Annotated in this window: 9 protein-coding genes; 3 read left to right on the forward strand and 6 right to left on the reverse strand. The window is 51.1% G+C overall.

From position 1 onward, the window contains the following. Positions 1–221: 221 nt before the first annotated feature. Together H8B13_RS10645 and H8B13_RS10650 are read right to left on the reverse strand one after the other, a co-directional pair. Positions 222–1,040, reverse strand: coding sequence for an MOSC domain-containing protein (locus H8B13_RS10645; RefSeq protein WP_187310769.1), 819 nt, complete (start codon positions 1,038–1,040; stop codon positions 222–224). Positions 1,041–1,158: 118 nt separating this feature from the next. Then, positions 1,159–3,675: a T9SS type A sorting domain-containing protein gene (locus tag H8B13_RS10650; RefSeq protein WP_187310770.1), complete on the reverse strand. Its 2,517-nt coding sequence runs from the start codon at positions 3,673–3,675 to the stop codon at positions 1,159–1,161. 221 nt (positions 3,676–3,896) lie between these two features. Between H8B13_RS10650 and H8B13_RS10655 the strand changes: the two genes are divergently transcribed. The 3 genes from H8B13_RS10655 to H8B13_RS10665 all read left to right on the forward strand — a co-directional run bounded on the left by H8B13_RS10655 (position 3,897) and on the right by H8B13_RS10665 (position 9,110). Beyond that, positions 3,897–6,494 carry a PIG-L family deacetylase gene (locus H8B13_RS10655; RefSeq protein WP_187310771.1) on the forward strand — a complete coding sequence of 866 codons (2,598 nt, stop codon included), beginning with the start codon at positions 3,897–3,899 and terminating at the stop codon, positions 6,492–6,494. Between the two features lie 5 nt (positions 6,495–6,499). Next, the gene (locus H8B13_RS10660; RefSeq protein WP_187310772.1) at positions 6,500–7,198 is read left to right on the forward strand and encodes a phosphatase PAP2 family protein; all 699 of its coding nucleotides are present in this window, start codon (positions 6,500–6,502) and stop codon (positions 7,196–7,198) included. Positions 7,199–7,403: 205 nt separating this feature from the next. Continuing rightward, on the forward strand, positions 7,404–9,110 hold the full coding sequence (locus H8B13_RS10665) for a sodium:solute symporter family transporter (RefSeq protein WP_187310773.1): 1,707 nt from the start codon (positions 7,404–7,406) through the stop codon (positions 9,108–9,110). A gap of 95 nt (positions 9,111–9,205) precedes the next feature. Here H8B13_RS10665 and H8B13_RS10670 read toward each other — a convergent pair whose 3' ends face one another. From H8B13_RS10670 to H8B13_RS21560, 4 genes are all read right to left on the reverse strand, one after another. After that, positions 9,206–10,087 carry a DUF2911 domain-containing protein gene (locus H8B13_RS10670; RefSeq protein ID WP_187310774.1) on the reverse strand — a complete coding sequence of 294 codons (882 nt, stop codon included), beginning with the start codon at positions 10,085–10,087 and terminating at the stop codon, positions 9,206–9,208. Between the two features lie 63 nt (positions 10,088–10,150). Next, positions 10,151–10,720: a hypothetical protein gene (locus tag H8B13_RS10675; RefSeq protein ID WP_187310775.1), complete on the reverse strand. Its 570-nt coding sequence runs from the start codon at positions 10,718–10,720 to the stop codon at positions 10,151–10,153. Between the two features lie 160 nt (positions 10,721–10,880). After that, positions 10,881–12,716, reverse strand: a complete 1,836-nt coding sequence (locus tag H8B13_RS10680) for an ABC transporter ATP-binding protein (protein ID WP_187310776.1) — start codon at positions 12,714–12,716, stop codon at positions 10,881–10,883. Positions 12,717–12,833: 117 nt separating this feature from the next. After that, complete coding sequence (locus H8B13_RS21560) at positions 12,834–13,310, reverse strand: energy transducer TonB (RefSeq protein ID WP_187310777.1); 477 nt, start codon at positions 13,308–13,310, stop codon at positions 12,834–12,836. Positions 13,311–13,333: the final 23 nt, after the last annotated feature.

The following is a 13,333-nucleotide window of genomic DNA, read 5'->3' on the forward strand; positions in this document are numbered from 1 at the left end:
AACTGGTTCTCTCCACTGTTCCGTTTCCCGATTGTAGGTCCGAATCTCACGGTAATCACTTCTGATGAAATTATATATGAAAAAAATAATCTTTAAGTACAAAAAATGATTTTTTTCATATATAATTTCTTATAATCTTTAGCTTAATAATTTTTCGTGCGCTCACTCTTATCCTTACTACTTGGAAGGAATTAGGGTGAAAGTAGATAAGAATATAGCTTCTATTTGTAGCTGACTACTGTCAGCTCATCACCAATGTGTAGCTGGCCGTAGCCGGGGCCTGTCACGTTTTGACCAAACATAACTTTGCCCCCCAGCGTGCGGTAGGAGGCAAGTGTGCGTAGCGTTTCAGGGTTCTTCTGGCCAGTATTCTGATCGATGGTTGTCACTACGCATCTACCGCATGCCTCCACAGCCCCGAAACTAAGGTCACCAATTCGGAACTCCTGCCAAGTATCCTCGGTGTGGGCAAGGCCACCACTAAATACTAGGTTGGGCCGAAAGCGATTCATTGGTACCGGCTCCGTGAGGCGATTGTTCAACTCATCTAGTGAACCTTGCCCGATAAGTAGAAAAGGATAAGCGTCTGCAAAGCTCACCACCGCGTCGGCTGAATTAAGCTCAGGATCGACGGGCCGTATGGCCATATCCGACATATACACCAAGCGACAGGTACAGTTGAGCGCATCCGAAAGCCATTCGTCGGCTGCTCGCTCGCCGCGCCAGGCAAACACAAAATCATCCCAGATAGTGACGAATAAGCTGCGCTCTGGCGTAGCCTCAAAAGGAACGAATAGCGGTAATAGATCTGGACGGTTGCGGTGCGTAATCAGGAAACCGTTATGCGCCGGCGACACCTGAAGCAGGGCCATCTCAGCCGTCTGACGCTGCGTCATAAATTGATTATGCTCATCTACAATCAGCCAGCGACGGTCATGGCGTAATCCGCGGGCTTCGATTGTAGCTTCTTGAAGACGAATGCCCCCCAACGACTTAATCGGATAAATATAAAGGTCTTGTAGGTGTAGGGTAGTAGACATGCAGCGAGGGTAAGGCAGAGTAATTTGCCCCCTAAGTTGACGAGTGAAGGCGATTATAAAAAAGCTTCGGCGCAATGGAAGCCATTGCGCCGAAGCTAGAAAGAAAACTGAAGAAAGTTTATTGCTTTATAAAGCGGGCATTTTGTGTGCTCCGATTAGCACCTAGTACACGTATCATATACACTCCTACAGGGAGGGTGCGCACCGAAAGTGCAGCTGGCGTAGAGTCATTAAACTCTTGGCGCATTACCCGCTGGCCACGAGCATTATAGATTTCAGCTACGTGCTTGCCAGCCGACAAACCGTTGATGGTTAGAACATCAGTAGTAGGTACTGGGCTTACCGAGAAGGCCATTTGACCGTTACCACCCAGCTGCACAGTTATAGGCTGCGAATACACCGACTTGCCATCCAAATCAATCTGACGCAGGCGGTAGTAGTTGTTGCCAGCACTAGCTGAGCGGTCAACATAGGTGTAGTTATTACGCTGGCTGCTCGTACCATTACCAGCCACAAAGCCCAGAGTTGTCCATTCACCTGAAACGGTGCGGCGCTCGATCTCAAAACCTTTGTTCTGCAGCTCCGAAGCCGTAGCCCATGTTAAGCGCACAGTTTTATTTTCTGCCTTACCAGTGAAGCTGATCAGTTCAACTGGTAATGGGGCATTATTGGAGCTAAGCGAGAAGTAGTTGTTATTAAAAGTCAGAGACCCGTTGAAAATAAGGGTAGCAGTGTTCGACGTACTGGGGCCAGATGCAGGAGTAACTGTTCCAACTGATGAGTAAAATCCAGTTCGATCTACTGAGCTATACAGTTGTAGGTTAGCAGGGTTGTTTCCCTCTAACTCGCTTGGGTTAGCATTTCGATAAGTGAATTCAAGGGTCCTGTTAGGTGCGGTTTCACGTGTTGAAAGGATTCTAAAACGCCGCCGAATTGTCTTATTGGAACTTGGATTAGTTGGGTCTCCATTCACGCCGAAGCCAGCTGTTATCCGCTCAACTGTAACAGTTTCTAGCTGCCCTACATTCGATCTTAAGGTTAGACCGATACCCCCAAAGTTGGAAGGCGCGTTATTGTTAATAGTTCTTGTGGTCAGAATGCTACCTAGCAAGTAGCCGTTGTTTTCTTCCAAATTAGCAGCACCATCTAGTAGCACTTGATTGGCGCCGGTAGCTAATGTGCCGTTATCTAAAGTCAAACGCGACGAAATGGTAAGGTTGCCACCAATCAGTGTTTTAATACCCGATCCTTGTACAGTTAGCGCCCGATAAGTGTCACCACTTATTGATTGCGGACCATTGCCCGTCAAATTAACTTGTGCAGTAGTTTGAAAGGAGGCAGGATCGGTAAAAATTATATCGCCACCCACGCCTAAGATGGCTCTATCGGCTGTGTTTTGGAAAGAGAATACGCCGGTGCCAATCTCAGAAACGGTAAGTATAAGGTTACGGGATATGTAGACAGGAGCAGCAGCAGGGTCAAGATTAAGGGTACTAGTAGGACCTACAACCAAGTTACCCAGAATATTCCACTCTGCGGTGTTGGGAAATATAATGTCGCTACCGTCACGATTCTTATCAGTACGAGCAATAGTAGCTCCAGGGGTATTAACAGTGAAATCATAAGCCCGAAAACTACCAAAGTTGGCTATGCTTTCACCGGTATGCGAATAGCTGTATACAGGCGTATTATCGGGACCAAGACGTGGACCAAAAGCAGTATTATCTGAACCGACTGACGTATTTAGAACAGTAAAATAGTAAGACCAGTTATAGTCGACATATTTCAGCCCCTTTTCAGGGATATCGTTCTGACGAGCACTATTTTCATTTTCTCTTGGCACTTGACCATATATTCCACCAAGGAAATCATTCGGAATATTTGGCTCTTGTTGTGGCGTATCTGGATCATCGCTACTGATTGGATCATAAGCAAAGTGGATATGTCCAAACCAGTTGAAGTTCTCTGGGCGTTTACGCGGGCTGTTAGGATTAGCAGGATCAGTAAGAACACCGATTGCTGACCAGGGAAGAGAGAACTCTTTTACCGTACCTGAGAAGTTGGTTTCTGGCCTGCATTCACTCCAATTAACATCATCACTAACACCATTCTCACAATCCTCACTACCAGTTTCTTCGCCAGTAGCATTATCAGCATACTGACCAAGGCCGTTGTATGAATTTCCATCAGCGGCGGTAATACCCCATACCTGTCTTTCACCCCATACGCCAGCCTGCCGGTCATAGCGCCGGAATTGATGCTCAAACTTCTCCGCGTAGATAACAATGTCAGCCTCAATGGGAAGATTGCCGTTGGTACTAAGGTAGTTATTGAAGCCCTTTAATCTGCCAGTGGTATTTACTGGTGTTTGAGGATCTACATCCAAGTAAAGAATGGCTCCCTCCTGAAGGTTGGCATCTTCAATGGCAACGTAAAGATTGGTGTCATCCCAAGTGATGCGCCACTTTAAATTCGGATCGTCATTAGTGGGGCTTGCATACTCGTTACCATACTCGGCGAGACTGGAGGCTCCATCTATAGTAGGCGTGCGAAACTGAGCCTGCGCGGCCTGGGGTGTCCCCAGTGAGAAAATAACGGCCCCCAAAGCTGTTAATGCAATATGTAAAGATTTCATATAGGCAGAATTGATTTTTAATGTCCTGATACGGGCAAATGTAGGTAAGAAGTTATATTATTTTGTATAATTTTTGTGTTAAAAATTAATATATCTGATTAAAGTTCTATTTGTGAGGAGTTGTTTAATCGAATATGAGTTTTGTAAATAGGCTGGATTGTGTATTTCGACTCCTTTTTTTTATCAACTACCTTTGGCTTTCTGCTGCTAACTGTCACACAATGACTTTCGTGTTTTCGCGCACTGCGCTGCTTTTGCTGTTTCTGCCGCTGTTGGCTTCAGCTCAAACTCCTAAATCATATTCAGCTGCTGACATTGCTTTGGGCTTGCGCAAACTGAATGTGCTGGGCTCGGCACTCTACATTGCTGCTCACCCAGATGACGAGAATACCCGACTAATTGCTTACTTAGCCAACGGCCGCTTACTTGAAACAGCATACCTGAGCTGCACGCGGGGCGATGGGGGGCAAAATCTGGTGGGTCCGGAGATTCGGGAGGGACTGGGCGTCATTCGGACACAGGAATTGCTGGCGGCTCGCCGTACTGATGGAGGTCGACAGTTTTTCACCCGCGCCAACGATTTTGGCTTCTCCAAAACTCCGGAAGAAACCTTTACCATCTGGGACCGGGAGCAAGTACTCGCCGATATGGTCTGGATTATTCGACAGCGCCGCCCCGATGTATTGATCACGCGATTTTCGCCCCAGCCCAGCGGCACACATGGCCATCATACCGCTAGCGCCCAACTCGCCCTCGACGCCTTCGATGCAGCCGGCGACCCCAAGCGCTTTCCAGAGCAGCTCCAGTATGTGCAGGCGTGGCAGCCGAAGCGGCTCTTTTGGAATACTTCTACCTTTTTTATTCAGCCAGGCCAGAAGTTTGACGCTACTGGTAAGATCGTGGTGGATGCGGGTAGCTACAACTCGCTATTGGGCAAAAGCTACGGTGAAATTGCGGCTACCAGCCGTTCTCAGCATAAGAGCCAGGGCTTTGGCTCAGCCGCCACGCGGGGTGAGGCCATCGAATATTTGGAGCCACTGAAAGGAGCGAAGGCACAGAATGACCTTTTGGAAGGCGTTGATCTGAGCTGGAACCGCATAAAAGGTGGCGCGCCCGTCGGCAAACTGGTGAGCCAGACTATAAAGGAGTTTGACCCCGCCAACCCCGCCGCCAGTGTAGCCAGTTTGTTGAAAGTGCGCGAGGCTTTATTGAAGGCACCGGATGATGGGTTTTGGAAAAAGGAAAAGCAGGAGCAAGTAGAACAGTTAATAAAAGCTTGCCTGGGATTGTACCTGGAGGCTACGGCTGCCGAGGCTACCACCTCGCCCGGCCAACCCGTTACCGTGACGGTGGAAGCTATCAACCGCTCTACGGTGCCCGTGACGTGGGTGGGAACTGGTTTGATAGCTTATCAGCGTGATACTACTTTAAATAAGTCTTTGGGTGTGAGTGAACTGAACCGGGTGCGGCTGCGCTTCCAGGTCAGCTCGCAGGTAGAGGCATCGCAGCCTTATTGGCTGCGGCTGCCAGGTACGGTGGGAATGTATGCGGTGCCAGAAAAGCTGCTGATAGCCGAAAGCGGTTCCTCGGCCTTGCTTGGTCCCGTGACTGGTCAGCGCATAGTACCGGCTGGAGGGCAAAAAGAACCTGCTGCCCTGCTGATCAATCGGCAAAACCTCATTGGTACGCCCGAAAACCCCGCCAGCGCCTATGTAGGTTGCCTGTTGAACGTAACAGGCACTCCTATTTTCTATACGGTACCGGTGCAGTACAAGCGCACCGACCCGGTGGAAGGCGAGCTATATCGGCCTCTGACGGTAGTGCCGCCGGTGGCCGTAAATATTGGTGGCAAAGCCTATGTGTTTGCGGATAATCAGCCTAAGCTTGTGCCCGTTACGGTGAAGGCCGGGCGGGCCGGGGTGCGGGGCACTGTCGCGCTGAATTTGCCCCCCGGCTGGGTAGCTGAGCCTGCTTCATTGCCGTTCGTCCTGCAAAACAAGGAGCAGGAGCAAACACTGGAGTTTAGGGTGCGGCCTACGGGCACTACCGAAAGCACTGGTCAGCTGCGCGTGGTAGCTACCGTGGATGGACAGGCATACGCACGTGGCTACCAGCCGATTGTGTATACGCATATCCCCACCCAAACCCTTTTCCCTGAGGCCTCGGCCCCACTTATCAAGCTGGACCTGAAGCGCAAAGGCAACGAAATCGGCTACCTCATGGGCGCCGGCGACGAAGTGCCGGATGCGTTGCGCCAGATTGGCTACCAGGTAACGACTCTCAAGGAAACCGACCTTACGCCCGCCAACCTGCGCCGCTTCGATGCCGTGCTGCTGGGCGTGCGCGCCTATAACACCGTGGACCGACTGCGTTTTTTGCAGTCGGTGCTCCTGGAATACGTACAAGGCGGCGGCAATCTGATTGTGCAGTACACCGTGAACCGGGGTACGGTGCTGCCCGAAATCGGGCCGTATCCATTTAAGCTGTCCAACGATCGGGTAACGGTGGAAAATGCCGAAGTACGCTTCCTGAAGCCCCAACATCCGCTGCTCAACACGCCGAACAAAATTACCAGTCGCGACTTTCAAGGCTGGGTGCAGGAGCAGGGCCTGTACTACCCGAGCCAGTGGGATGCGAAGTATCAGCCCATCATTAGCAGCAACGACCCCGGCGAGTCACCCAAAGACGGCGCTATTCTGGTCGCTGACTATGGCAAGGGGCACTATATCTATACGGGGCTGTCGTTTTTCAGGGAGTTGCCGGCTGGAGTGCCCGGTGCTTATCGTCTGCTGACGAATATGATTTCGTTGGGTAAGTAAGATCAATGAGCAGAAGCTTCACCTCGATGAAGGGTATCAGTCAGTATTGGCAACTGATGGTGCGCTCAACCTTCGTTGCTATTCCTCTACTATTGCTGCTTATTTTTTTAGTAGATGAGCCATTGGCAAGAGTAGTTCGTAGCTACGGCGATAGCTTAAAGCCATTTTTTGAGCTGGTAATGCGCGGTTCGGAATGGCTGCATGAACGCTTTTTCTATCATGGTTTACCCATCGGCTGGCTAGTGCTTTTACTTGCGTCTCTGATAACGCGTTTAATGCAGTACCCTACTAGCACCGTCTGGCTCGTTGCTCTGCTCACGCTAATCGGAAGCGAAGGGCTAATGAATATTCTCAAGGTGTATTTTAATCGGCCCCGGCCGTTTGAAGTATTGAGCCCGGTAGGCCCGGATGCTGGCTTCTGGCAATCGGCTGGGCAGTTTGATGCATTTCCTTCAGGTCATACGGCTTGGATAGCGGGTTTATTGATGCCACTAGCCTTGCGCTTCCCGAAGTTGCGAGTAGCAGCTCTTAGTATTATTGCGCTGGTTGCGGTGGGACGTGTCGGGCTCGAAGTACATTGGCTCAGTGATGTAGTAGCGTCCATACATCTCAGTCTGCTGCTGACTTGTGGTTTTGAACTCGGCACTTGGTGGCTGCGCGCCCGCACAGTGTATTCTGTCTCATCCGTTCCGGATGCAACCTGAACCTTTATTCCTTCGCCCTTCTCTATACCCACCCGCCCCACGTTTCACCAGTAAAAATGCCCCCCACCCCCGAACCGTTAGCCCCGCTGCTCACTGATACGAACAAACCGCCGCTTTTTGCCACGTGGCGCGGCTGGTACACGCTGGTTATTAGCGCACTAGTGATAGAGTTGATTGGGTTCACGTTTTTAACTTACTGGTTCGCGTGAGTGCACTCGATTGGCTGGTACTCGGTGGCACACTGCTTTTTATTGTAGGCTATGGAACGTGGCGCACGCGTACCGCCGGCCGCACCCTCGACGGTTACTTATTAGGTGGACGCCAGGCTAACTGGTGGGGCATTGGTCTGAGCATTATTGCCACCCAAGCCAGCGCCATCACCTTTCTGAGTACGCCCGGCCAGGCCTACGACGATGGGATGCGCTTTATTCAGTTCTACTTCGGGCTGCCGGTGGCTATGGTACTCATTGCGGCCGTGGCTGTGCCCATTTATCATCGACTGCGGGTTTTTACGGCCTACGAATACCTCGAAACGCGCTTCGACCGACGCACCCGGACGCTGGCCGCTGGCTTGTTTCTAGTGCAGCGCGGCCTGAGCAATGGCCTGTCGCTGTACGCGCCGGCGCTAGTGCTATCAGCTATCCTGGGCTGGAACATCAACCTCACCGTCTGGCTGATTGGGGGGCTGATGATCAGCTACACCGTGGCGGGCGGCACCCGCGCGGTGGCTGTCACGCAGCAGGGGCAGGTAGCGGTAATTTTTACGGGCATGGTGGTGGCGGGCTATCTGCTCGTGCATTATTTGCCCCCCGGCGTGGGGTTTAGCGAGGCCATGCAGGTAGCGGGCAATCAGGGCAAACTCAACCTCATTGATTTTACGTTTGACCCTTCCGACCGCTATAATTTCTGGACGGGCATGACTGGGGGGCTTTTTCTGGCCTTATCGTACTTCGGTACCGATCAGAGCCAGGTGCAGCGTTACCTGGCGGGCCGCAGCATCACCGAGAGCCGGCTGGGTTTGCTCATGAATGGTTTGGTGAAAGTGCCCATGCAGTTTGGGATTTTACTGATTGGAGTATTGCTGTTCGTGTTTTATCAGTTCAACCAACCACCTCTCACCTTCAACCGGCCCGTACGCGAGCAAATTGCGAAGCAGTCCGAATTTGCCCCCCAGCTCCAGGATCTGGAGCAGCGCCACGCCACGCTTTTTGAAGGAAAGCGCGCCGCCACCGAAAAGGTAGTAGCGGCACTTCAAAAAGAGAATAACGCAGGCCAATTAGCAACTGCCCAAAACCAGTTAGAAACCGCTCAAACCGCTATTCGAGAGTTGCGCACGGAAGCGCAGACCTTCTTCAAGAAGGCAGCTCCTTTAGCTGAGGCCAAAGACACAGATTATGTCTTTCTGACCTTCGTGCTTACATATATGCCCCGCGGTTTGGTGGGTTTGCTCATTGCGGTGGTGCTGAGTGCGGCCATGAGCAGTGCCGCCGCCGGCCTCAATGCCCTAGCTTCTACCACCGTCATCGACTTGTATAAGCCCGCGCGCCCGCGCTCCGATGAGCGGCATTATGTAAGCGTTTCGCGTTGGGCCACTATTACCTGGGGCGTGCTAGGCATTGCCTTCGCCCTGTACGCCGCCCGACTAGAAAACCTGATTCAGGCTGTTAATATCCTGGGCTCCCTGTTTTACGGCACCATTCTGGGCATTTTCGTGGTGGCCTTTTTTATGAAGAAAATCGGGGGAAACGCTGTTTTCTGGGCTGCTGTAGTTACGCAAGCGTTGATTTTCCTGCTATTTCAGACCACCAACATTGCCTATCTATGGTACAACATTATTGGATGTGCTCTGGTGATGCTGCTGGCTACTATAGGGCAACAAATTCTGCCTAGAGGTCCACAGGTAGGCCGGTAGCTATTCTCTCACCTACGAAATATACCTGAACTATCAACACAAAAAAGCCCCCCAGAAACTATCTGGGGGGCTTTTTTAACTTATGAAACGCAAGTTTACTTGATTGCGCCGCCTTTCTTGGCGCTGGCAATCAACTCGTCGTTCATCTTTACATAGTCATTGTTCTTGGCTTCGGTAGCCAGTTTCTTCGACTGCTCAGCGGCGGCGGTAGCACCTTTGTAATCCTTCATTTTCATACGGATTTTGGCTTCCGTGTGCACGTTCCAGAACTTAGGATCTTTCTCGTTGGCTTTCTGCATCCAGGCTAGCGCCTGCTTCATGTCCTTGTCATTGTCGAGGTAGTAGACGGCGGCAGCGGCGTAGTCGGCGGGAGTAGCAGTGGCTGCACCTTTGATTACTTTCTCGTTGATTTGAGCCATCACCTTGGAGTCAACTTCAGTGGTGATGCGGAATTTGGCACCAATATTTTCCCACTGCATATCCACATTGGCAGTGGCAGGCGTGAGGTCGCTGAAGTTGATGGTGAAGGTTTCCACCTTGTTGGCCAAGTTGTACGTTTTGGCTGAGATGGTAGCTACGTTGTCCTCATCTTTAAAGTCATCTACATTAGCTCCTTGCTTAGTGTTCTTGCTCAACACTACTGCCCAAGTGTCCTTATTAGGGATGGTGTACAGGCCATATTCGCCAGCTGGCACTTTTTTGCCTTCCAGAATCACCTCATCTGAGAACTTGATTTTTGTGGTGGCATTAGCGCCCGTGCGCCAGCGCTTGCCCATCGGAATAAGCGTGCCGGCTACCGTACGACCTTTCGCGCTGGGGCGCGAATAGGTGATAGTGATGTCGGTCAGGCCAACGCGCTGCGTAACGGTGCTGAGGGGGCTAGGCTGCGGCGTATTGATTTGAGCTTTGGCATTGCCAGCTAATAGCATGGCGCTTAGGGCTAGAGCGGCGCTCGTAGTCTTGAAAAAATTGGTCATCGGAGGGAATTGGTGGTGGTTTGAATGCCGTAAAAGTAGGCAAAACTGCATGATGGTGCAGCTTTAGAAAAAGAGAGCCGAATCCTTCATTTCCATAATAGTTGCGAAGTTGATCCTATTCACATTGTGCTGCTGCAACAGGCAAATCACACGCTGCACTTCGTGAGACTCAAGATTAGCATCAGCCCAGATGGAAAAAAAGGGGTACAGACCATTCTTATAGTGAAGAACAGAATGAGCTGCTGCTATGTATTCAGCCAATTGGTCATCTATATGATTATCAAGTCTAGATGGGATGCCTGATAGGTCGATGTTATTACGCTGATATACAGGAAGTGATAAGTATTCTGGAAGATACCTAATATCCATAGATAGAAACGGCATCTTATCTAACTCTACTAGCTGGTCAGTAGTAAAACGAACTTTGCGTCTAGCGGCAACCCGTTTAATTATTTCTGATTGATATGGTTCATCAAACGAAAAGTACAGCCGTTTCTGCTTGTCAATACTTATAACACCTAATCTCCCTTCAGGTATTTTAAGGCACCCACTGCCACTAGAACTTGTTAGTTGCACATAAGGCTCAGGCAACTTGAAACGGGCAGTAGACAGGGGAAAAACGGCAGTAACCAAAAGAAAAGCCCCCCAGATGGGTTTACGTCGGGTGCAAAAAGGCGAATACGTGATTTTCTCCTCGCCCGAGGCTTTTCTAAAATACGGTAAGTCATAAGGAGGGCATTATAGTTGGCTTCTCTTAAATATAGAAGTTAACGACTACAACCACCCTGCTAGTTTACGACAACTCGAACTGTAGCTTTAACAAATTAGCATACAGCCCATTTTCGCTGTTTGAGAGCTCCTCGTGCCGGCCTTGCTCCACAATGCGGCCACCGTCGATAACCAGAATCTTATCGACTTTGCGGATGGTACTAAGGCGGTGAGCAATGATAATACTGGTGCGATCTTTCATCAGCTCATCCATCGCATCCTGCACCAGCTTTTCCGACTCCGAATCGAGGGAAGAAGTGGCTTCGTCGAGGATGAGAATGGCGGGATTTTTCAGGATGGCACGGGCAATAGCTACGCGCTGACGCTGCCCGCCTGAGAGCTTAATGCCCCGCTCGCCCACCACGGTATCCAAGCCTTCGGGGAAGGAAGAGATGAACTGCCAAGCGTTGGCCTTACGAGCAGCTTCCGTGATTTCGGCGTCGGTGGCGTCAGTTTTGCCGTAGGCGATATTCTCGCGAATAGAGCCGCCGAAAAGCAAAGTTTCCTGGGGTACAATGCCAATGTGGCTTCGCAGTTCCGTGAGGTCAAACAGGCGCACGTCGCGGCCATCGATCAGGATTTTGCCCGCGCTCAACTCATAAAACTGCATCAGCAGCTGTACGATAGTGCTTTTACCCGCGCCGCTAGGACCCACCAAGGCAATCTTTTCGCCGGCCTGGATATCAAAGCTGATATCCTTGAGCACCGGAAGATCGGGGCGGGTGGGGTAGCTGAACGCCACGTTTTGATAATCGATATCGCCGCGCACCTGCAAAGGAGCGATACCGGCCATGCGGGGGCGGTGCGTCGGTTCCGATGGCTCGTCGAGGATTTCGAGGATTCGCTCTGAGGCACCCAGCGTCGTTTGAACTTTGCCATAAAGCTCACCCAGGCCACCTACCGAAGCGCCAATAAAGATGGTGTAAAGCGCGAATGATGTCAAGTCACCAATGGTCATCTGACCCGCAGCTACCAGCGTAGCCGCGCGCCACAGCACCAGAATAATGCCCCCGAACAGCCCAACAATCACGAACGACACAAACCCTCCACGGTAGCGGTTACTGCGCAAAGCGGCTCTGACGGTATTGGTGAGCGACGCTGTATAGCGGTTGGTTTCGAACTGCTCATTGGTAAACGCCTTCACCGTATTAATTCCCTGAAGGGTTTCCTCTACAATGACGTTGGTCTTGGCCAGCTCATCCTGTGTTGCCTTGGCCAATACCCGTATCTTGCGCCCGAAAAACATGGCTAACAGCACAATAGGTGGAAACGTCGCCAGCATAAACAGCGACAGTTTCACCGATACCATCATGATAAAAACGGTGCCCACAACCAGCGTCGTGATTTGGCGAAAAAGCTCAGCCAGCGTAAGTGAGAAGGTGTCCTGAATCTGGCCCACATCAGAAGTGATTCGCGAGGTGATGGCGCCGACGCGGTTTTTCTCGAAGTAGGGAATGGGCAGCGTTACAAACTTCCGATACAGGGCCTGCCGAATATCGCGCACCGTAAACTCACTTACCTGCGTGAAAAACCAAATCCGCCCAAAGGAGAAGATGCCCTGAAACAGAATGATCACAAACAGGCCCACCGCGATAGTATCAATGGTAAGCGCGTCGCCATTCGGCATTACAAACGGTCTTCCATTGGCCGCATCGGTTAGTTTGCCAATAACCCAGGGAAAGGCCATCACCGTGGCGCTGGACAAAGCCAGTAATACCATCCCCACGATGAATTTGGTGCGGTAGGGCAGCACATAGCGGAAAATCCGCAAACCTTGTTTGAAGCTTTCCTTGGTTAATTTCTTCTTGGGCACATCCGGATCAAGGGTCGTGCCGCTGGTGTTCATTCCACTTCTGGCCATTCTTTATATTAGAAGTAAGTAGAGGAAGCAAGGCTAAGGTGCAGGCCAATGATAGCATTGTAGTACAACCAACCTGTGCTTCTTATCTGCCTATACTCATGTCTTAATCTTCGCTACTTATTGGTATTTCATTTTACCCTTGGGCTTCTCCACTTCAATAATTGATGAATTGCCAAATGGCACGGGCAGGCGCACCTGCACGGCTACCGGCTGCCCTTTGCGGGTAGCAGGCTTCCAGGCTGGCATCTGCGAAAGCACGCGCAGCGCTTCGGCATCGCACTCCGGTGACAGGCTGGTAATAACCGCAGGTTTGCTGACGCGCCCATCTGCCTCCACGGTGAAAGTCGTCACCACGTTGCCCGTAATAGACTTGTCGCGCGCGACGGCCGGATACTTTACTTGCTTCTGAAAAAAATCATTCATTGCCTGTGCGCCACCCGGAAACTGCGGGGGTACATCCGGCCGATTGGCGGCAGGTTTGGCCTGCGCCTGCATTTGGCCAGGCTTTAACACGACGGGAGCTTTGGTAGTCTGCTGCGCCCATACAACAGCCGGCAAACTCACAAGCAGCAACAGAAGAAGAAATGTTTTCACGTGGCGAAAGGGATAAACCAGAC

It is taken from the genome of Hymenobacter sp. BT188 (genome assembly GCF_014333585.1).
Lineage (GTDB): Bacteria > Bacteroidota > Bacteroidia > Cytophagales > Hymenobacteraceae > Hymenobacter.

Bases quoted from the DNA above. Each gene is read 5' to 3' on its own strand.
- H8B13_RS10645 (WP_187310769.1), bottom strand. From the start codon at position 1,040: ATGTCTACTACCCTACACCTACAAGACCTTTATATTTATCCGATTAAG.
- H8B13_RS10650 (WP_187310770.1), bottom strand. From the start codon at position 3,675: ATGAAATCTTTACATATTGCATTAACAGCTTTGGGGGCCGTTATTTTC.
- H8B13_RS10655 (WP_187310771.1), top strand. From the start codon at position 3,897: ATGACTTTCGTGTTTTCGCGCACTGCGCTGCTTTTGCTGTTTCTGCCG.
- H8B13_RS10660 (WP_187310772.1), top strand. From the start codon at position 6,500: ATGAGCAGAAGCTTCACCTCGATGAAGGGTATCAGTCAGTATTGGCAA.
- H8B13_RS10670 (WP_187310774.1), bottom strand. From the start codon at position 10,087: ATGACCAATTTTTTCAAGACTACGAGCGCCGCTCTAGCCCTAAGCGCC.
- H8B13_RS10680 (WP_187310776.1), bottom strand. From the start codon at position 12,716: ATGGCCAGAAGTGGAATGAACACCAGCGGCACGACCCTTGATCCGGAT.